Origin of the sequence: Cupriavidus pampae, from assembly GCF_914271485.1 — a bacterium.
In the GTDB taxonomy this organism is placed as follows: domain Bacteria; phylum Pseudomonadota; class Gammaproteobacteria; order Burkholderiales; family Burkholderiaceae; genus Cupriavidus; species Cupriavidus pampae.
Map to the genome: position 1 here is coordinate 423,030 of NZ_CAJZAG010000004.1, position 19,627 is coordinate 442,656.

Genomic DNA, 19,627 nt, shown 5'->3' on the forward strand with positions numbered 1-19,627 from the left:
TGGAAAGCCGCGCCACCCTTTGACTAGCGCAGGAGAATGGCGCGCGTCAGTCCATCTCGATCTGGGCGTCCTTGATGACCTTCGCCCATTTGGTGGCTTCGCTCCGCATCTGGTTCTCGAGGACCGACGGCGCGCCGCCGACGAGATCGAAGCCCATATCGGTCAGGCGGCTGCGTACCTTCGGGTCTTCCAGCGCCTCGTTGAACGCCGTGTTCAGCTTCGCGATGATCGGCGCAGGCGTGCCTGCCGGAGCGACAAGGCCGTACCAGGCCACGAGCTCATAGTTAGGTACGCCGGACTCGGCCACCGTGGGCAAATCCGGGAACTGCGCGAGCCGGCTGCTGGTGGTTACCGCAAGTGCCCGCAGCTTGCCATCCTTCACCATCGGCAACGCTTCCGGCGCGATCGCGATCATCATCGTCGTCTGATTGCCGAGCAGGTCGGCCAGTGCCGGCGCGCCGCCCTTGTAGGGCACGTGCACCAGTTTCGGGAGGTTGGCCAGCTTCTTGTAGAGCTCGCCGCCCAGATGCGCGGGCGTGCCATTACCGGCCGACGCGTAGGAAGCCTGCGCGCCCTGGCTCGACAGATAGGGCGTCAACTCCTTCATCGACTTCACGGGACTGCTGGCATTGACGACCACCAGGCTCGGCAGGCGCGTGGCGAGCATGACCGGTCGGAAGTCCTTCAGCGGCGCATACGAGAGGTTCTTGTACAGGCTGGTATTGACGGCAAGCGCCGCCGACGTGCCGAGGAGCAGGGTATAGCCGTCGGCCGGTGCCTTGGCGACGAACGCCGCGCCGATATTGCTGCCCGCGCCGGGCCGGCTTTCGACGACGACGGGCTGCCCCAGTTTCGCACCGACTCTCTCACCGAGCGCCCGGGCGAGCAGATCGACGGAGCCGCCTGCCGGGTAGGGGACGACGATGCGCATCGGCTTGGTCGGAAAGTCGCTGGCCTCGTCCGCCGCATGCGCAGGTATGGTGACGCACGCTGCCATCATCGCCGCGACAACGGCCGGCAGAAATCTTCCTTGCATTGCTTGCTCTCCATGGGAGGGATGACCGGGGGAGGTCAACGTGGGGGTTGGACATAGGAGCGTGCGCCGGAGAGTGCGGGCGGCCTTCGTGGGCCGCCTTTATGTGTTTCTGAAATCGTCTGCGAAAAAGTCTAAGTGGGTCAGCTATTCAGAACAAATTATTAGTTTTTGTTGACTGTTCGTTTTTGCAGATATATTTTTTGACGCATGAATCGTACCGTCACCCTTCGCCACCTGCGCTGCTTCGCCGAAGTCGCGGACTCGGGATCCTTCACCACGGCGGCTACCCGGCTGTTCGTCACGCAATCCGCGCTTACCGCGACGATCCAGCAGTTCGAGGAGGCCGTCGGACTCAAGCTGTTCGACCGCAATACGCGGCGCGTGGTCATGACGCCAGAGGCCGTGCGGTTCAAGGCGGAAGCCGACAAGATCCTGCGCGAGTTCGACGCCGCCATCTCCGACCTCGAAGCGATCGCCCAAAGCCAGAAGGGGCACGTGCGCATCGCTGCCGCGGCATCGGCGATCTATCAGTTCCTGGTCCAGGCCATCGTCTCGTTCCGGGAGCAATACCCGGCCGTGTCGTTCACCCTGCGCGACGCGGGCGCGCAGCAGGTGGAGCAACTGGTGGTCGACGGCGAACTCGATTTCGCGATTGCCAGCCGCTACAAGGGCTTCGACGAACTCGACTATGTGCCGCTCCTCACCGATACCTTCGGCGTCGTGTGTCGCCCCGATTCCGCGCTCGCGCAAGGCAACGGTCCTCTCAAATGGGCCGAGCTGCCGGCCGAGGGCTACGTGGCCTTTACGCAGGACACCGGCATCGGTACCGTCCTCAGAACCGAAGGCCCGGCGTGGCCTGGCTTCGACAACTGCCAGTTCGAGATCTCGAGCTCGACATCGCTGCTTGCGGTGTTGACCGAGGGCGGTGGCTTCTCCATCGTGCCGGCGCTCGCGGGCAAGGTGGCGGGATTCGAGACCCTCACGTTTCGGGAACTCGAAGCCCCCGTGCTGAAGCGCGAGGTGTGCCTGATCACGCGGCGGCTGCGTTCGCTCTCGCCGACGGCGCAGAGGTTGCTGCGCGTCCTGCTGGAGACGATTCACGCGCAGACGCTGCCGGCGGGCGTGGTGGCTGCCCCCGCGGCCCCCGCTTCCCTCGCGTAGCCCGCCTGACATCAGACCACGTAGCCGTGCGTCCGGTCGTGACGCCGGCGTTCGCCATCTCTTGCCGCGGCAGGACCGAATCCACCACCGCCCGGCGTACGAAGAATGACCTCGTCGCCGGGGCTCAGCGTGTGCGGGATGCGCGCATTGATGGCCGCGCCATTGATCAGCACTTCGCCACACGCGCCAGCTTCCGCGCCGCCCAGCCCCGGTGCCGGCACATGCAGGCGCTCGGTCAGAAACACGACGGACAGCGGCGTCGGATGCTGACTGACGAAGCAGATCTCCTCGCCCAGTCCGCCACGATGTTCACCGGCGCCGCCGGAGCCTTCGCGTAGTCTCTTGTAGCGAAAGAGTAGCGGTGCATCGCGCTCCGCGACCTCGATCGGCGTCGGCGAGATATTGCTCGGCCATGACATCACCGATGCGCCATCTTTTCTCGCGGTGCCACCAAGACCGCCGTTGTAGAACAGGACCGTGGCAAACGGCTTACCTTCCGCGGTGGTGCCGCTGAGATTGCAGATCCATAGCGGTGACCCGACGCCGGCCATCACCGCATTGGGCAGCACGCGATGCATGGCACCGAAGATCGCGGTCGGCACATAGTGCCCCGTGCAGGCCCGCCCTCCCACCGGTGCCGGCGAGCGTGGGTTCAGAATGGTGCCTTCCGGCGCCGTCACCTTGATAGGACGAAACAGCCCATCGTTGTTGGGCAGGTCCGGCAGCAACAGGCATTTGATCGCATACACCGACATCGCGTTGGTATAGGACAGCACGCAGTTGATACCACGCGGCTGTTGCGCCGACGTGCCCGTGAAATCGCACTCGATGCCGCCGTCCCTGACGCGTACCGTGACCGCGAAGCGGAAGCGTTCGCCAAAGCCATCGGTTTCCATCTCGTACGGGTAGCTACCTTCCGGCAATTTCGCGATGGCGCGCCGCATGGCATCTTCACTGCGCGTGAACAGCGCGTGGGCCAGATCGTCGATGCCGGGCAGCGCGTACTCGTGCAGGATCGACGCGAGCCGGGTGCCGATCAGCTCGACCGCACCGACCTGCGCCCAGATATCGCCCACTGTCTGCTCGGGCGTGCGCACGTTGGTGCGAATCAGCGACAGCAGCGTTTCGTCGGCCTGATTGGCACGCAGCAGCGGCATCAGCGGAATATGGAAGCCTTCTTCGAACAGTTCCCGCGCATCCACGGAGCGGATCTTGCCGCCGATGTCGGGCACATGTCCCGCCGTCGCGGCAAAGCCGATCAGCGACCCTTCGTGGAACAGCGGCTTGACCAGGCACACATCGTTCAGGTGCCCCGTGCCGATCCAGGGGTTGTTGGTGATGTAGATATCGCCGGGCTGCATGTTTGCCGCGCCGATCTTCGCGATGGCAGCCTGCACGGTGCGCGGAAGGGTGCCGATAAACGACGGAATGCTGCCACTGTTCTCCGCCAGCGCGCGCCCCGCGGAATCGGTCACCACGACGGCGAAGTCGTTCGCTTCGGTCGACAGCGTCGAGAACGACGTACGGACGATGAGCTTGGCGGCCTCGTTGACGACCGAGCGCACGCGCGTCCAGAACACTTCCAGAAAAATGGGATCGACCGCGGTCGTATCGTTTGCAATGGCCATGGCTCAGTGCTCCTTGATGGTGATGACCAGATTGCCGCTGGCGAGTTGCTCGACGTGTCCCTTGGGGCCCACCACCAGCGTGGAGCTGGTGTCCTCGACGAGCAGCGGACCCTCCGCGGAAAATCCGACCCGCAGATCCGATCGCTGGAATACCGGCGTCTTCACGTAGCCCTGTGCCTCCCTGAAGTAAACATCGCGCATGTCCGACGGCGTGGCGCGTTGCCCAGCCTCCAATGATTTCGGCACGAAGGCCATCCGCGGCGGCGCCTCGCCAGTGACGCGCAGGTTGACGAGTTCGATGGGCACGTCGGGCGGTGTGCGGCCAAATTTCTCGCGATAGGCGAATTCGAACGCCGCGGTCAGGGCCTCGCGCACGGCTGGTTCACCGGCCGCGTCCGCCAGATAGGGACCCTCTGGCAACTCGACCGAAAGCGTGAAGCCCTGACCGACAAAGCGACCATCGGCATGACGCGACAGCCGGATGGGACCGAACGTGGCATCGACGGATGCCAGCGAATCCTGCACCTGTGCCTCGAGATTGCGGAAGGCCTCTTCCAGCTCGGCAAGCCGCCCGGACGACGGGCGAAACGTTGCGGTGCGGGAGCGATCCGCGCGGGCCGGCGCGACCAGCAGACCGTACGCGGACGCAACACCCGCGGCCGGCGGGCAGATGATCGTGCCGACGCCGATCTTCTGCGCCACGTAATACGCGTGCAGGGGGCCCCCGCCACCCGTGCACAGCAGCACGAAATCACGTGGGTCGCGGCCGCGTTCCGCCGCGTGCACGCGCGCCGCGCCGGCCATGTTCTCGGCCACGATATCGTGCATGCCCCATGCCACGTCGAGGGGGCCGAGCCCCATGCCGGCGCCGATCCGCGACAGCGCGTCTCGTGCCTTGTGGCGATCGACGGTCATGGTGCCGCCGGCAAAGTAATCGGGGTTCAGATAGCCGAGGACCAGGTTGGCGTCGGTGACGGTCGGGTCTTCACCGCCCAGGCCATAGCACGCTGGGCCCGGTTCCGAGCCGGCACTATGCGGCCCGACCTTCATCAATCCCAGTTCATCGCAATGCGCGATGCTGCCACCGCCCGCGCCAATCTCGATCAGGTCGATGGTGGTGATGCGAATCGGCAGGCCGCTGCCTTCGGCAAAGCGCTTGCGACGCGCGGCTTCAAAGCCGAAGGCGATATACGGCTTGCCGTGTTCGACGAGGCAAAGCTTGGCCGTGGTGCCGCCCATATCGAAGGCCATCAGATTGGACTGGTTGTCACGATGACTGTAGTGCGCTGCGGAGATGGCACCCGCCGCGGGGCCCGACTCCAGCAGTTCGATCGGATTCCGCTTGGCTTCCTCGATATGGGAGAGGCCGCCATTCGACAGCATCAGCAGCACGCCTTTCGGCAGGCCCAGCGCGATCAGGCGAGCCTCCAGCGCATCGAGATAGCGCTTTGCCAATGGCTTGATATAGGCGTTGGCGACCGTTGTGGAATTGCGCTCGAACTCGCGAATGACGGGCGCCACGTCGGACGACAGCGTGACGTGGAGATGCGGGAAATCCTGCTCGATCCACGTCCTGACCTGCTGCTCATGTCCGGCGAATGCGTAGGCGTGGAGCAGGCATACGGCGATCGACTCCACGCCTTTCTCGACCAGTTCCGCGACGGCCCGGCGCACGTCTGCCGCCTCGGGCGACTCCAGGACCTGCCCATGGCCATCGATCCGGCCGCCAATCTCCGCGCGCAGGTTGCGCGGCACCAGCGCGGGTGCCGGTTCGATATGGATGTCATAGAGGTCGTACTTGCGCTCGTGCCCGATCTCGAGCACATCGCGAAAGCCGCGCGTCGTCAGCAAGCCGGTGGTGCTGCCGCGCCGTTCGATGAGCGCGTTGGTGAAGAGCGTGGTGGCATGGACCACTCTGGCGACGCTGCCCGGGCGAATGCCGCAGGTCTGCATAAGCTGTCGCACGCCGTCGGCCACGCCCTGCGCGGGATCGCCGTGAGTCGTCAGGACCTTGAGGCTATGTAGTGCGCCTTCGCTGTAGTCCAGGGCGACCACGTCCGTGAACGTGCCGCCGATATCGATGCCTATTGCCCAGGTTGTCAAAGCAAGCCCCTTATCCGCATGGTGTGAGCCCATCATAAGGATCGTTATTTACAAACGCCAATGACATATATCGATGGATTATTCATCCGAGCAGATAAATTGCAGACTTGGGACGCAGAACCGTTCGGATGTGGAATGGCGGGCGCGTATGCGAATCCGTGGCGTGGGGAATGCGCGAAGAATGGAGTGGCCTTAACTTTCCAACCCGCGCCACCCCACGCTATGACGGGAAGCGCGATCGAGGAGTACCCATGGCAGCCACTGCCGAGCCCCTGAAGGAAGGCCAGATCGCGCCGGACTTCGATCTTCATGCCACACCGGACCAGACCATCTCGCTGCGCGAACTGCGTGGCCGTCCGGTTGTGATGGCGTTCTACCCCGCAGACTGGAGCCCGGTCTGCGGCGACGAGATGACGCTCTTCAACGCGACGCGGCATGAGATCGAAGCTTATGGCGCGGTCCTGCTCGGGATTTCCGTGGACAGCGTCTGGAGCCATATGGCCTTTGCCGACCAACGCAAGCTGCATTTCCCGTTGCTCGCGGACTTCGAGCCCAAGGGCGCCACCGCGCGGGCGTACGGGGTCTACCGCGAGGCGGATGGCACCTCGGAGCGCGCGCTGTTCGTGATCGACGCCGAGGGCAAGATCGGCTGGAGCTATGTTTCGCCGGTGGCGATCAATCCCGGGGTCGATGGCGTGCTCGATGCACTGGGCCGGTTGCCGCAATCCAAGCCGGCTGCCAATCCGGGCAAGGAGGCGTCATGAGTCATCTCACCATTCCGGTCAGCGCGGCCGATCATCTGCAGGGCAACGCGGATGCGCCGCTCGTGCTGGTCGAGTACGGCGATTTCGAGTGCCCGTTCTGCGGTCGCATGTATCCCATCATCCAGCAGCTGCAGCGCGAACTCGGGGACCGGCTTGCCGTGGTCTATCGGCACTTTCCGCTCGTCGATATGCATCCGCATGCGGGCGCGGCGGCGATGGTCAGCGAGGCCGCCGCGCAGGCGGGCAAGTTCTGGCCGATGCACGATCGGCTGTTCGAAAGCCAGGGCGCGCTCGAGGACGACGATCTCGTGCGCTATGGGCGCGAGCTTGGCGTGCCCGAGGCGTTGGTCCAGCGTGCGTTCGACGGTGACAAGGACTTCGTCGCCAAGATCGAGGCGGACTTCAAGGGCGGCGTGCGCAGCGGCGTGAATGGCACGCCATCGCTGTTTCTCAACGGCACGCGCTATGACGGGGAACCGGATTTCGCTCCGCTGCTGAAGACGCTGGAGCGCATGTTGGGCTGAGCCACTGGCTCAGCCCGTCGTGCTTATCGTAACTACCGAGCGCTGCTGAGCTCGAACACGCCAAACTCCGGCGCGTCGCTGATCCAGTGGCGCGTCACCTGCCAGCCGGCATCGGCCGCCAGCGTGGAGAACGACTCGATCGTGAACTTGTGCGAGTTCTCGGTATGCAGTCGCTCGCCACGCCGGAACGTGAACGACTGGCCGGCCGCGTGCACGATCTGATCGACGCGGCTGACCAGATGCATCTCGATGCGATGGTGCACCTCGTTCCAGATGGCCAGATGGTCGAACGTGTCCGGATCGAAGTTGCCGTCAAGCTCGCGGTTGATGCGCACCAGCAGATTCTTGTTGAAGCGCGCGGTCACGCCCTCGGCATCGTCATAGGCGCGCAGCAGCGTCGGCAGGTCCTTGACCATGTCCGCGCCAACGATCATGCGCGCATCGGCGCCGAGCGTCTCGCGCGCATTGCGCAGGAACTGCGCCGCCTCCTCGTGCGTGAAATTGCCGATCGTCGAGCCCGGAAAGAAGCCGACGCGCGGCCGCGCGTGCGCGGCTTCCGGCAGCGCGAACGGCTGCGTGAAGTCGGCCTCGAGCGCATGCACGCGCAGCGCGGGATAGCGCTGTGCCAGTCGCGTCACGGCGCCAGCCAGCGCATCGCCGCTGATATCGATCGGCACATACGTGTCGATGCGATCGCTGGCGGCCAGCAGCAGGTTGGTCTTGTCGCTGGCGCCGCTGCCGAATTCGATCAGCGCGGTGCCCGGCGCAAACGATGCCACCACCTCGCTGGCAATGCGCGTCAGCAGCGCGGACTCCGTGCGCGTGGGGTAGTACTCGGGCGTGCGGCAGATCGCCTCGAACAGTTCCGACCCCGCCGCATCGTAGAAGTACTTTGGCGACATCGCCTTGGGATGGCCGGACAGACCCACCCGCATATCACGCGTGAAATCGGCATAGTCGTCGTGCCCGTCATCGTGCCGCCCGCGCGGCTGGGTGCCCGGATCGCGCGCGAGTCGCACCCCCGCGAACATCCAGCGCATATGCGGGTAGAAGAAATTGCGATAGGTCGGCCGCACATGGCCGGGCGGCGTCACGCTCGCGCCGCCGCGCAACACGAGCTGACTCACCATGAACTTGCCGTTGTACTCGCCAATCGCATCCATCGATGCATGGAAGCCCGGATAGGGGCCGTACGCCGTCTGCGTCCATTGCCACGCCACGCCGTCCACCTGGGTCAGCACACCGGCGCGCGTGCTGATCTCCCACTCGGCCTCGGAGGGCAGGCGGGCGCCGGCCCAGCGCGCATACGCATTGGCTTCGTAATAGCTCACGTGCACGACCGGCGCGTCCCAGTCGATCGAACGCAGGCCGCCTAGCGTCATCTCCTGCCAGCCGTGCTCCGAGTGCTGCCAGTAGAGCGGCGCGGCCAGCTCACCGGCCTTCACGCGAGCCCAGCCATCGGCGAGCCACAGCTCGGCGCGCGTGTAGCCGCCATCGTTGATGAAGCGCAGCCATTCGCCATTGGTCACCAGGCGATCGGCAATCTCGAACGGCGCGACGTAGGTCTTGTGCCGCGGCCGTTCGTTGTCGAAACAGAAACCTTCGCTGTCGTCGCCAATCTCGATCAGCCCACCCTCCATGCGCGCGAAGCGCGCGCGGCCCGCCGCGTGCGGACGTGGCCAGCGTGGGTCATAAGCGGGCTTGAGCGGCGACTGCGCGAACAGATGGAGGATGTCCATCAGCAGCAGTTCCTGGTGCTGTTCCTCGTGCGCGAGGCCAAGGTCCATCAACGCGTCCAGTGCGTCCGTCGCATGCGTATCGAGCAACGCCAGCATCTGCGCATCCACGTGCGCGCGATAGGCCATGACGTCGTCGACGGTCGGCCGGCTCAGCAGTCCACGAAACGGGCGTGGCTGACGTTCACCGATCGCTTCGTAGTACGAGTTGAACAGGTAGCCGTAGCTGGCGTCGTAGGGTTTGTAGCCGTGCAGATGCGGCGTCAGCAGAAACGTCTCGAAGAACCACGTGGTATGCCCGAGGTGCCATTTGGCGGGGCTCGCATCGGGCATGGACTGGATCGCCATGTCTTCCGCATTCAGCGGCTCGACCAATGCGAGCGTGCGCTGGCGAACTTCGAGAAAACGTGTGCGGAGCTGACTGTACTGCGGTGGCGCACGGTGCCCGGCGGGCACGCCTTGAGTCTGCAATGCCATGGTGTCGTGTTGTTTTTGTTGTGAGGGGGCCGTAGCCCCCCGGGGAGAGACGACAGCGCGCGGTCAGGCGCTCACTGCAATGCTGTCGACACGATCGGGATAGAACGCGAGATGGCTGGCGATGGAAGCCACGGCTTCATGCGGGGTTTCGTAGGTCCACACCGCGTTGGCCCCACGCTCGCCCGCCGCCGCAATGCTGTAGTACGACGCATCGCCCTTGTAGGGGCAATGCGTGCTGTGCGCGGTGCGGGTCAGCAATGTCATGTCCGCGTCTTCGCGCGGGATGTAGTACACGGCGGGATAGGTGGACTCCTGCAGCACGAGCGCGCGCCGGCTATCGGCAATCACGCGTCCGCCCGCGGTCACGATCACGCGGTCCGGCAGCGGCTTGATATCGATGGGATGGTCCGGCCCCGGAATTCTGACGGTCTTGCCTTGCATGGCGGTCTCCTCGTCTCGGGTAGAAAAGTAGGCGCGGCAAGCGCCGCGCCTTGCACCAACCACGCATGCGGACGAACAGTCTGGCAGGCGCGCTGACACCAAATGAAAAAACCGCCACGGAGGTGACGTGGGGTCGAAAGGAGAGAAGAGCTCCGACCCCACCGGGACGATAGCAAGGTCTGACGCATCAGAAAAGGGCGAGCGCGGAACACACTTTTCTTCTGTGTAAAACAATGCACCCCTCATGCAACCGGCATAACTGCCGTGTGCGGCCGGGCGGGGGGAGGCAAAGCAGGGCAGATGCGGACAATTGCGCGGTTTTGCGCCACAACCCACAACTATCGCGATTGTTCCTCGACCCACAGCGACAGCCGGACCTTGTAGGCCTGCTGGATATGCCGCCGTGCGATTTGTTCGGCTTGCGTGGGATTACGCGCCTCGAGCGCTTCCACAAGCGCCATGTGTTCCTCGTACGAGCCACGCGCGCGGCCCGGCACGGCGAGCGTCGAGCGTCCCAGCAGCGCCATCGATTCATGCAGCGTGCGCAGGGTCTTGAGCAGGTAACGGTTATGCGCGCAGCGGTGCAGTGTCTCGTGAAACAGGCGGTTGTTGGAGACCAGTCGTTCGGGGTCTTCGGCCAGCACGAGGTCGCGCTCGACGATATCGCGCAGCAGCGAGATCTCGACGTCGGTCGCATGGCGCGCGGCCAGCGCGGCGGCGGTGGCCTCCAGCACCTCGCGCATCACGTACAGCTCGCTGACCATGCTGGCATCGAGCTGCGTCACCATCATGCCGCGATTGGGCTCGTTGACGACCAGTCCTTCGGACTCGAGTCGCGACAGGGCTTCGCGCACCGGCGTGCGGGACAGCCCCAGCGATTCGGCGAGCTCGACTTCGCGCAGGCGGGTGCCGGGCGCCAGGTGCCCGGCCTGGATCGCGGAGCGCAGTTGTTGATAGGCCCGTTCGGACCGCGGCAACGAAGCCTGGCTGTCGTCGGAGCCAGCAAGATCGGATGGAAGCATGGTTGTGGGGTTATGCGTGACGCCAACCGCAGATGATACCCGTTCGGTCGGCGCCACTGCCACGTGGCGCTAGTGCTGCTTGCGGCGCCGTCGCGCCACCATGTTGAGCGCCTCGACGGCGACCGAGAATGCCATGGCCGTATAGATATAGCCCTTCGGCACATGATGGCCGAGCCCGTCGGCGATCAGTGTCATGCCGATCATGATCAGGAACGCCAGCGCGAGCATCACGATGGTCGGATTGCGGTTGATGAAGTTGGCCAGCGGCCCGGCCGCGAACAGCATCACCGTCACGGCCACGATCACCGCGATGAACATGATCGGGATGTGGTCGGTCATGCCGACCGCGGTGATGATGCTGTCGATCGAGAACACGATATCGAGAATCAGGATCTGTCCGATGGCGGCCGCGAAGCCGGGCACGGCGCGCGCCACGCCCCCCGCTCCATCCGATCCTTCGCCTTCCTCTGGCTCGTCGAGTGCTACGTGCTGGTGAATCTCGCGGGTCGCCTTCCAGACCAGGAATGCACCACCGGCAATCAGGATCAGGTCGCGCCACGAAATGCCCTTGCCGAAGATCGTGAACACGGGCTCGGTCAGCGACACGATGATCGCAATCGTGGCCAGCAGGCCCAGCCGCAGGATCAGCGCCAGACCGATACCGATGCGCCGCGCCTTTTCGCGCGTCTCGACGGGCAGCTTGTTGGTGAGGATGGAGATAAAGATGAGGTTGTCGATCCCGAGCACCACTTCCATCGCGATCAGCGTGGCGAGCGCGGCCCATGCCGCGGGGTCACGGGCGAGGTCCATCAGCGAATCCATGCGAACTCCTTGGCGGGGTACGACTTGCGATCGGGGTGCGATCGCGGACTGCGTGAACGGAAAAGGTCAGGGAAAACGTCACGAAAAACGACGGGGACGACAGATGGATGGTAGCGCAGGGGCACGCGCAAAGAGAACCGGACGATGTCTGACAACGTACGGCCGTTCGATGGCATGCAAATGGCGCGCAGATTGAGGTTGTCTTTACTACGTCGTGGAATATAGTATGTGATATATCAAAACAGCTTTCACATAAATCACTGCAACGAGGAGACACATATGAAGATCTGTATCTATGGCGCCGGCGCCATCGGCGGATACATGGGCGCGCAGCTGGCGCTCGCGGGCGCCGATGTCAGTTTCATCGCGCGCGGCCCGCATCTGGCCGCCATGCAGGCCAATGGCGTGCGCCTGCATATCGACGGGCAGGAGCGCGTGGCCAAGGTCCGTTGCACCAGCGATCCGCGTGAACTGGGACCGCAGGACTACGTTTTCATCACGCTCAAGGCGCACCAGGTGCCAGGTGTGGTGGATCTGATGCAACCGCTGATCGGCCCGCAGACCGCGATCGTCACTGGCGTCAACGGCATCCCGTACTGGTATTTCTACAAGCACGGCGGCGAATTCGCGGGCTCGACGCTGGAAAGCGTGGACCCGGGCGCGAAGCAGTGGAAAGGGCTGGGGCCCGAGCGCGCGCTGGGCTGCGTGCTCTATCCCGCCGCGGAAATCGATGCGCCGGGGGTGATTCGTCACGTCTATGGCAAGAAATTTCCCATTGGCGAGCCCGATGGCAGCCGCTCCGAACGCGTGACGAAGCTGGCCGAACTGATGGTCGCCGCCGACCTCGACGCGCCGGTGCGCGACAACATTCGCGATGAAATCTGGCTCAAGCTATGGGGCAACCTGTGCTTCAACCCGATCAGCGCGCTCACGCATGCGACGCTCGACGTCATCACCTCGGATGCCTCCACGCGGGCCCTGTCGAAGCAGATGATGCTCGAGGCCAAGGATATCGCCGAACGGTTTGGCGTGCATTTCCGCGTGGATGTGGAGCGGCGCATCGATGGCGCGGGCGCGGTGGGCGCACACAAGACCTCGATGCTGCAGGATCTGGAGGCGGGCAGGGCGATGGAGATCGATCCGCTGCTGACGGTGGTGCAGGAGATGGGGCGCATGCTGAAGCAGCCGACGCCGATGATCGATGCGGTGCTGGGGCTGATCAAGCAGCGCGATCGGATGGCTCAGGGCGCACTTGCTTCGGTCAGCGCACCAGCAGCTCAGGCACAGGTGGCCCGCGCGGCATAGCTTGCGGTGGCGCCGATGTGATATACCATATACGAAAGCGTCGGTTGTGCCACCTTCGCACCCCTGAATGCAGGATTCATGAGCAGAACGCATGATGTCATGCCAGACTGCCATTTATCGTTGCTTGTGAAACCTGCCAGGGGGCGGGCGAAGCGTGGCGACCAGCCGGCCATAACGAGTGCATTTCATGTCTGCCCAAAGCCAAACCGAAGTTCAGGATGTCACCCAGCCGCCCGCCGGCCTTACGCTTGCGCTGCAGCCGATCAATGCGGGCGCCAGCCTGCGCGATCAGGCCTACGCCATGCTGCGTCAGGCCATCGCCGATGCGGATATCTACCAGTCGCGGGAAGAAGTGCGCCTGGACGAGCGCGTGCTCAGCGAAGCGCTGGGCGTAAGCCGCACGCCGATTCGCGAGGCGATGACGCTGCTGGAGCAGGAAGGCTTCCTGCGTACGGTGCCGCGCCGCGGCATCTACATCATGCGCAAGACCAAGCGCGAGATCGTCGAGATGATTCAGGTGTGGGCCGCGCTGGAAAGCATGGCGGCGCGCCTGGCCACGCAGAATGCGACGGACGAGGAGATCGGCAAGCTGCGCCATATGTTCGACAGCTTCCGCGACGGTACGCCAGCCGAACATATCGAGGAATACTCCGACGCCAATATCGTCTTTCACCAGTCGATCGTGCAGCTGTCGAAGTCGCAGGTCATCATGGACCAGATCAAGAACATCTTTGTCCATGTGCGGGCGATTCGAAAGATGACGATCTCGCAGAGCGACCGGGCGTCCCGCTCGATCGTCGACCACCTGCGCATCATCGAAGCCCTCGAGCATCGCGACACCGAGCTCGCGGAGCGGCTGGTGCGGCAGCACTCGCTGGACCTCGCCGAGTATGTCGAGAAGAACTGCGACTTTCTGGACTGACGTCCAGAAGCGTCCTGGAGAGCCCCAGCGCCTGACGGCGCTGGGGCTTTTTTTTGATCTAAGCGCATTTGCTGCAATGCAGCGTCGAAACTTCCCTGATTCGGGTTTAAACCCTCTTGCATCTTGGTGATATACCACATACTGTATGTCGAAAGAGCAGAACACAAATCAGGAGACGCACCATGGAGCAACGCAAAGCCCTGGATGGCATTCGCATTCTGGACATGACGCACGTGCAGGCCGGCCCTTCCGCGACGCAGTTGATGGCGTGGATGGGTGCCGATGTGATCAAGGTCGAGATGCCCGGTCGCGGCGACATCACGCGCAGCCAGCTGCGTGACGTACCGAATGCTGACAGCCTGTACTTCACCATGCTGAACAGCAACAAGCGCAGCCTGACGCTCAACATGAAGACGCCGGAAGGCAAGGCGCTGCTGGAAGACCTGATTCAGCAGAGCGACGTGCTGATCGAGAATTTTGGTCCGGGCGTGCTGGCCCGTGCCGGGTTCGGCTGGGACCAGATCCAGGACCTGAATCCGCGCATGATCTATGCGTCGATCAAGGGCTTCGGCCCCGGCCCGTATCAGGACTGCAAGGCCTACGAGAACGTCGCCCAGTGCATGGGCGGTTCCGCATCGACCACTGGCGAGGCCAGCGGCGTACCGACGGTGACGGGCGCGCAGATCGGCGACTCGGGCACGGGCGTGCACTGCGTGGTTGGCATTCTGGCCGCACTGCTGCAACGTGAGCATTCGGGCCGCGGCCAGCGCGTGGAAGTGGCGATGCAGGACGCCGTGCTGAACCTGTGCCGCGTGAAGCTGCGCGATCAGCAGCGCCTGGATGCCGGCCCGCTGCGTGAATACCCCAACGACCAGTTCGACGACCATGTGCCCCGCGCGGGCAATGCGTCGGGCGGCGGCCAGCCGGGCGCCGCGCTGCGCTGCGCTCCGGGCGGACCGAACGACTACGTCTACGTCATCGTCCAGCCGCAGGGCTGGGAACCGCTGATGCGCCTGTGCGGCCGCGAGGAACTGATCACCGATCCGGAATTCGCCTCGCCCGAGGTGCGCCTGAAAAAGCTGCCCACCTGCTTCGGCATCATCGAGGAATGGACCCTGGGCCGCACCAAGTTCGAAGTGATGAACGCCCTCAACGCGGTGGACGTGCCGTGTGGTCCGATCCTGTCGATGAAGGATCTGATCGAGGACCAGTCGATGTACGAGCGTGGCTATCTGGTGGAACTCGACCACCCGGCGCGCGGCAAGTACGTGCAGCTCGGCTCGCCGATCACGTTGTCCGACTCGCCAGTGAAGGTCGAGCGTTCGCCGCTGCTGGGAGAACACACCGACGAGATCCTCGAATCGCTTGGGCGCTCGCCAGCGCAGATTGCGGCGCTGCGCGTAGCGGGAGCGATCTAGCCCGGGGCGCCTGGCCACGGCCGGCGCCGCTCTCCCAACGCCCCTGACAGGGGCGCCATCCTTGCTCAAAGAGCTGGCGCGGCACACCCGCGCCTGGCCGGAGGAGTTTTTTCCGTGCAAACCTGGATTCGCTTCCGCCGTGCTGACGGTGACATCGCTTATGGCCGGCTTGACGATGGCGATGCCGATCGCGTCATCGAGTTCGATGGCCCCGGTTATACCGATCCCCGTCCCACGGGCAACGCATACAGTTACGCCTCGCTGGACCTGCTGGCGCCGTGCCAGCCCGGCAAGATCGTGGCGCTGTGGAACAACTTTCATGCCCTCGCGGCCCGGCTGGAGAAAGCGGTGCCCGTGCATCCGCTGTTCCTGCTGAAGCCGGCCAGTTCTCTGGCCGGCCCCGGCGATGCGATCCGGCGTCCGAGTGGGTACACCGGCAAGATCGCTTACGAAGGCGAGCTCGGCATCGTGATTGGCCGCGAATGCCGGGATGTGCCGCTGAGCGAGGCTGCCTCGCACATCTTTGGCTACACGATCGTCAATGACGTGACGGCGGGGGAGCTGCTCAATGCCGATCCCAACTTCCCGCAGTGGACGCGCGCCAAGGGCTCCGACACCTTCGGTTGCGTCGGTCCGGCGATCGTCACCGGCTTCGACTGGCGCAGCGCCAGCGTGGTGACGCGTCTGGACGGCGTCGAGCGCCAGAACTACCCGCTGTCCGACATTGTTTTTTCGCCCGAGGAGCAGGTCAGCCTGCTGTCGCGGGATCTGACGCTGATGCCGGGCGATGTGATCGCCGTCGGCACCTCGATCGGGGTTGGATCGATGAAGGACGGCTCGGTGGTGGAGGTGTCGATCCGCGGGATTGGGTCGCTCGTCAACCACGTTGGCGCAGCGGAATCTCAGTAATTTCCCTTATCTCGCACGTATCTGCGCGGAAATGCTGCGCTGCATCGACGAAAGTTAGCATCGATCTCTTGCTGAGTTTTGATATATCACATACCGTATGTGCAAACGGTTGCCGATTAGAGCAAGTCGTCCAAGAGGAGACATCGTGAAGTCCGAAGTAGACAGGCGGGGCGCGAACACGACCGCTGAAGACACCCTGAAGCAGAAGTTCTCCAATCCCCGTCAATCTGTATAGAAGGAAGCAACCATGGCAGAAGTCGACAACGAGCGGCAGCGTCAAGCGGTCGAAGAGCAGGCGCAAACCGATGGTTTTCATCTGGTCATCGACGCGCTGAAGCTAAACGGCATCGAGAACATCTACGGCCTGCCCGGTATTCCGGTCACGGATCTGGCACGCCTGGCACAGGCCAACGGCCTGCGCGTCATCAGCTTTCGTCATGAGCAGAACGCGGGCAACGCCGCCGCGATTGCCGGCTTTCTCACGCAGAAGCCGGGCGTCTGCCTGACCGTGTCCGCGCCTGGTTTCATGAATGGGCTGACGGCGCTGGCGAATGCCACCACCAACTGCTTCCCGATGATCCTGATCAGCGGCTCGAGCGAGCGCGAGATCGTCGATCTGCAGCAGGGTGACTACGAAGAGATGGATCAGCTGGCCATCGCCCGTCCGCACGCCAAGGCTGCGTTCCGCGTGCTGCATGCGGAGGACATCGGTGTCGGCATCGCGCGCGCCATTCGTGCCGCGGTGTCCGGTCGTCCGGGCGGTGTGTACCTGGACCTGCCGGCCAAGCTGCTGGGCCAGACGATGGAAGCCGAGAAGGGCCGCAAGTCGCTGATCAAGGTGGTTGACCCGGCTCCGCGTCAAATCCCCGCACCGGACTCGATCGACCGTGCCATCGATCTGCTGAAGAGCGCCAAGCGCCCGCTGATCCTGCTGGGCAAGGGTGCCGCGTATGCACGCGCAGATGCCGATATCCGCGCGCTGGTCGAGAAGACCGGCATTCCGTATCTGCCGATGTCGATGGCCAAGGGCCTGATTCCCGATACGCACCCGCAGTCGGCCTCGGCCGCGCGTTCGTACGTGCTGGCGGAAGCCGACGTGGTGCTGCTGATCGGCGCCCGCCTGAACTGGCTGCTGTCGCATGGCAAGGGCAAGACCTGGGGCAAGCCGAAGCAGTTCATCCAGGTCGATATCTCGCCGACCGAAATGGATAGCAACGTCGCCATCGCCGCGCCGGTCGTGGGCGACATTGGCTCGGTCGTAGCGGCGCTGCTCGACAAGGTTGGCAACAACTTTGCCAAGCCGGGCGCCGAGTGGCTGAACGCGGTGTACGACAAGAAGGAAAAGAACCTCGCGAAGATGGCCGAGACGCTGGCCAAGGATGCATCGCCGATGAACTTCCACAGCGCGCTGCGCGTGCTGAAGGATGTCGTCAAGGCCAATCCGAGCATCTCGTTCGTCAACGAGGGCGCCAATACGCTGGACTACGCCCGCGCCGTGATCGACATGTACGAGCCGCGCAAGCGTCTGGACGTCGGCACCTGGGGTGTGATGGGTGTGGGCATGGGTTACGCGGTTGCCGCGGCGGTCGAGACCAACAAGCCAGTCCTGGCGTTGTGCGGTGACAGCGCGTTCGGTTTCTCGGGCATGGAGGTGGAAACGATCTGCCGCTACAACCTGCCGATCTGCATCGTCATCTTCAACAACAACGGCGTCTACAAGGGTATCGACAAGAATCCGACCGGCGGCAAGGACCCGGCGGTCACGATGTTTGTCGAGGGCGCGCGCTACGACAAGATGATGGAAGCGTTCGGTGGCGTCGGTAACAACGTCACCACCCCGGCGGAACTCGAAGCCGCAGTGAAGGAAGCCTTGAAGTCGGGCAAGCCTACCTTGATCAACGCCGTCATCGACCCGGCTGCGGGCACCGAGAGCGGTCGTCTGACCAATTTGAATCCGCAAAGCGCGGCCACCAAGTAATTCGATTGCGTTTCAACGTCTATTCCATTTAGGAGAGCGACAGTGAACCTCCCACTCAACGGCATCAAGATCATCGACTTCACGCACGTCCAGGCCGGCCCCGCCTGCACCCAGCTTCTCGCATGGTTCGGCGCGGACGTGATCAAGGTGGAGCGCCCTGGCTCGGGTGACGTCACCCGCTCGCAACTGCGCGACGTTCCCGACGCGGACGCGCTGTACTTCACCATGCTGAACAGCAACAAGCGCTCGCTGACGCTGGACACCAAGAAGCCGGAAGGCAAGAAGATCCTGGAGCAGCTGATCCGCGAGTCGGACGTGCTGGTCGAGAACTTCGGTCCGGGTGCGCTGGATCGCATGGGCTTTTCGTGGGACCGCATCAAGGAACTGAACCCGAAGATGATCGTGGCATCGGTCAAGGGCTTCAGCGACGGCCACCACTATGAAGACCTGAAGGTCTACGAGAACGTGGCACAGTGCGCTGGCGGCGCGGCATCGACCACCGGTTTCTGGGACGGCCCGCCGACGGTATCGGCCGCTGCGCTGGGCGACTCGAACACCGGCATGCACCTGGCCATCGGCATCCTGACCGCGATCATCGGCCGCCAGCAGACCGGTGAAGGCCAGAAGGTTGCTGTCTCGATGCAGGACGCCGTGCTGAACCTGTGCCGCGTGAAGCTGCGCGATCAGCAGCGTCTGGACCGCGTCGGCTATCTGGAAGAGTATCCCCAGTATCCGCACGGCACGTTCAGCGACGTGGTGCCCCGCGGCGGCAACGCCGGCGGTGGCGGCCAGCCGGGCTGGGTGCTGAAGTGCAAGGGCTGGGAGACCGATCCCAACGCCTACATCTACTTCACCATCCAGGGTCACGCCTGGGAGCCGATCTGCAAGGCACTGGGCAAGGAAGAATGGATCAACGATCCGAACTACGCCACGGCCAAGGCCCGTCAGCCGCATATCACCCAGATCTTCGATACCATCGAAGTCTGGCTGGCCGACAAGACCAAGTACGAGGCGGTGGACATCCTGCGCAAGTTCGATATTCCGTGCTCGCCGGTGCTGTCGATGAAGGAAATCGCGGCCGATGAATCGCTGCGCAAGAGCGGTTCGATCGTGGAAGTCGACCACAAGGAGCGTGGCAAGTACCTGACCGTGGGCAGCCCGATCAAGTTCTCGTCCATGAAGCCGGAAATCACGGGTTCGCCGCTGCTGGGCGAACATAGCGACGAAGTGCTGGCTGGCCTTGGCTACGGTGCCGAGGAGATTGCCCGACTGCGCGAGGCAAACGTAATCTAAGCAGGACGGCAGCGCTGCCAGTGTGCCGACGGGGTGGCGGAAATCAGGCCACCCCGCGGTCACCCCCCAATTTTCCTCAGGAAAAGAT

Annotated in this window: 16 protein-coding genes and 1 pseudogene; 9 read left to right on the top strand and 8 right to left on the bottom strand. The window is 63.9% G+C overall.

From position 1 onward, the window contains the following. Positions 1-46 precede the first annotated feature (46 nt). Positions 47-1,036, bottom strand: coding sequence for a Bug family tripartite tricarboxylate transporter substrate binding protein (locus LDO41_RS12705; protein ID WP_223988546.1), 990 nt, complete (start codon positions 1,034-1,036; stop codon positions 47-49). Positions 1,037-1,243: 207 nt separating this feature from the next. Between LDO41_RS12705 and LDO41_RS12710 the strand changes: the two genes are divergently transcribed. Continuing rightward, entirely contained in the window at positions 1,244-2,197 is a 954-nt protein-coding gene (locus tag LDO41_RS12710; protein ID WP_223988548.1) for a LysR family transcriptional regulator, read from the top strand. A gap of 11 nt (positions 2,198-2,208) precedes the next feature. On the opposite strand, the gene LDO41_RS12715 is transcribed toward LDO41_RS12710, so the two are convergent. Next, positions 2,209-3,825 (bottom strand): hydantoinase B/oxoprolinase family protein, encoded by a 1,617-nt coding sequence (locus tag LDO41_RS12715; RefSeq protein WP_223988550.1) that lies wholly within the window; start codon positions 3,823-3,825, stop codon positions 2,209-2,211. 3 nt (positions 3,826-3,828) lie between these two features. Beyond that, the gene (locus LDO41_RS12720; protein WP_223988552.1) at positions 3,829-5,928 is read right to left on the bottom strand and encodes a hydantoinase/oxoprolinase family protein; all 2,100 of its coding nucleotides are present in this window, start codon (positions 5,926-5,928) and stop codon (positions 3,829-3,831) included. 251 nt (positions 5,929-6,179) lie between these two features. Between LDO41_RS12720 and LDO41_RS12725 the strand changes: the two genes are divergently transcribed. Then, positions 6,180-6,692, top strand: coding sequence for a redoxin domain-containing protein (locus LDO41_RS12725; protein WP_223988554.1), 513 nt, complete (start codon positions 6,180-6,182; stop codon positions 6,690-6,692). Further along, complete coding sequence (locus tag LDO41_RS12730; RefSeq protein WP_223988556.1) at positions 6,689-7,216, top strand: DsbA family protein; 528 nt, start codon at positions 6,689-6,691, stop codon at positions 7,214-7,216. Before LDO41_RS12725 ends, LDO41_RS12730 begins: the two co-directional genes overlap by 4 nt. Before the next feature lie 32 nt (positions 7,217-7,248). Here the strand turns inward: LDO41_RS12730 and egtD are convergent, their stop codons facing one another. The 5 genes and pseudogenes from egtD to LDO41_RS12750 all read right to left on the bottom strand — a co-directional run bounded on the left by egtD (position 7,249) and on the right by LDO41_RS12750 (position 11,714). Continuing rightward, positions 7,249-8,151, bottom strand: a complete 903-nt coding sequence (egtD, locus tag LDO41_RS34345; protein ID WP_377741600.1) for an L-histidine N(alpha)-methyltransferase — start codon at positions 8,149-8,151, stop codon at positions 7,249-7,251. Positions 8,152-8,217: 66 nt separating this feature from the next. Further along, positions 8,218-9,429 (bottom strand): annotated as a pseudogene (egtB, locus tag LDO41_RS34350) (ergothioneine biosynthesis protein EgtB); the annotation flags it as partial. 63 nt (positions 9,430-9,492) lie between these two features. Continuing rightward, complete coding sequence (locus LDO41_RS12740) at positions 9,493-9,870, bottom strand: DUF427 domain-containing protein (RefSeq protein ID WP_223988560.1); 378 nt, start codon at positions 9,868-9,870, stop codon at positions 9,493-9,495. A 338-nt stretch (positions 9,871-10,208) separates the two neighbouring features. Beyond that, the gene (locus LDO41_RS12745) at positions 10,209-10,892 is read right to left on the bottom strand and encodes a GntR family transcriptional regulator (RefSeq protein WP_223988562.1); all 684 of its coding nucleotides are present in this window, start codon (positions 10,890-10,892) and stop codon (positions 10,209-10,211) included. Positions 10,893-10,961: 69 nt separating this feature from the next. Then, positions 10,962-11,714, bottom strand: a complete 753-nt coding sequence (locus tag LDO41_RS12750; RefSeq protein ID WP_223988564.1) for a TerC family protein — start codon at positions 11,712-11,714, stop codon at positions 10,962-10,964. Between the two features lie 279 nt (positions 11,715-11,993). Here LDO41_RS12750 and LDO41_RS12755 point away from each other — a divergent pair, with 279 nt between their 5' ends. The 6 genes from LDO41_RS12755 to frc (LDO41_RS12780) all read left to right on the top strand — a co-directional run bounded on the left by LDO41_RS12755 (position 11,994) and on the right by frc (LDO41_RS12780) (position 19,539). Beyond that, entirely contained in the window at positions 11,994-13,019 is a 1,026-nt protein-coding gene (locus LDO41_RS12755) for a 2-dehydropantoate 2-reductase (RefSeq protein ID WP_223988566.1), read from the top strand. A 187-nt stretch (positions 13,020-13,206) separates the two neighbouring features. Further along, a complete protein-coding gene (locus tag LDO41_RS12760; RefSeq protein WP_223988568.1) occupies positions 13,207-13,941 on the top strand; it encodes a GntR family transcriptional regulator in 735 nt (244 codons plus the stop codon). Positions 13,942-14,123: 182 nt separating this feature from the next. Further along, positions 14,124-15,359 carry a formyl-CoA transferase gene (frc, locus tag LDO41_RS12765; protein WP_223988570.1) on the top strand — a complete coding sequence of 412 codons (1,236 nt, stop codon included), beginning with the start codon at positions 14,124-14,126 and terminating at the stop codon, positions 15,357-15,359. Positions 15,360-15,473: 114 nt separating this feature from the next. Beyond that, positions 15,474-16,268, top strand: coding sequence for a fumarylacetoacetate hydrolase family protein (locus tag LDO41_RS12770; RefSeq protein ID WP_223988572.1), 795 nt, complete (start codon positions 15,474-15,476; stop codon positions 16,266-16,268). Between the two features lie 247 nt (positions 16,269-16,515). Beyond that, a complete protein-coding gene (oxc, locus tag LDO41_RS12775) occupies positions 16,516-18,246 on the top strand; it encodes an oxalyl-CoA decarboxylase (protein ID WP_223988574.1) in 1,731 nt (576 codons plus the stop codon). 42 nt (positions 18,247-18,288) lie between these two features. Further along, entirely contained in the window at positions 18,289-19,539 is a 1,251-nt protein-coding gene (frc, locus tag LDO41_RS12780; protein ID WP_223988576.1) for a formyl-CoA transferase, read from the top strand. The last annotated feature ends 88 nt before the right edge of the window (positions 19,540-19,627 follow it).

What these genes read in the sequence shown, in the direction of transcription:
- LDO41_RS12745 (WP_223988562.1), bottom strand. Translation starts at nt 10,892, where the DNA reads ATGCTTCCATCCGATCTTGCTGGCTCCGACGACAGCCAGGCTTCGTTG.
- LDO41_RS12730 (WP_223988556.1), top strand. Translation starts at nt 6,689, where the DNA reads ATGAGTCATCTCACCATTCCGGTCAGCGCGGCCGATCATCTGCAGGGC.
- egtD (WP_377741600.1), bottom strand. Translation starts at nt 8,151, where the DNA reads ATGCGGGTGGGTCTGTCCGGCCATCCCAAGGCGATGTCGCCAAAGTAC.
- LDO41_RS12750 (WP_223988564.1), bottom strand. Translation starts at nt 11,714, where the DNA reads ATGGATTCGCTGATGGACCTCGCCCGTGACCCCGCGGCATGGGCCGCG.
- LDO41_RS12760 (WP_223988568.1), top strand. Translation starts at nt 13,207, where the DNA reads ATGTCTGCCCAAAGCCAAACCGAAGTTCAGGATGTCACCCAGCCGCCC.
- LDO41_RS12715 (WP_223988550.1), bottom strand. Translation starts at nt 3,825, where the DNA reads ATGGCCATTGCAAACGATACGACCGCGGTCGATCCCATTTTTCTGGAA.
- LDO41_RS12755 (WP_223988566.1), top strand. Translation starts at nt 11,994, where the DNA reads ATGAAGATCTGTATCTATGGCGCCGGCGCCATCGGCGGATACATGGGC.
- frc (WP_223988570.1), top strand. Translation starts at nt 14,124, where the DNA reads ATGGAGCAACGCAAAGCCCTGGATGGCATTCGCATTCTGGACATGACG.
- LDO41_RS12740 (WP_223988560.1), bottom strand. Translation starts at nt 9,870, where the DNA reads ATGCAAGGCAAGACCGTCAGAATTCCGGGGCCGGACCATCCCATCGAT.
- LDO41_RS12710 (WP_223988548.1), top strand. Translation starts at nt 1,244, where the DNA reads ATGAATCGTACCGTCACCCTTCGCCACCTGCGCTGCTTCGCCGAAGTC.
- LDO41_RS12725 (WP_223988554.1), top strand. Translation starts at nt 6,180, where the DNA reads ATGGCAGCCACTGCCGAGCCCCTGAAGGAAGGCCAGATCGCGCCGGAC.
- LDO41_RS12705 (WP_223988546.1), bottom strand. Translation starts at nt 1,036, where the DNA reads ATGCAAGGAAGATTTCTGCCGGCCGTTGTCGCGGCGATGATGGCAGCG.
- oxc (WP_223988574.1), top strand. Translation starts at nt 16,516, where the DNA reads ATGGCAGAAGTCGACAACGAGCGGCAGCGTCAAGCGGTCGAAGAGCAG.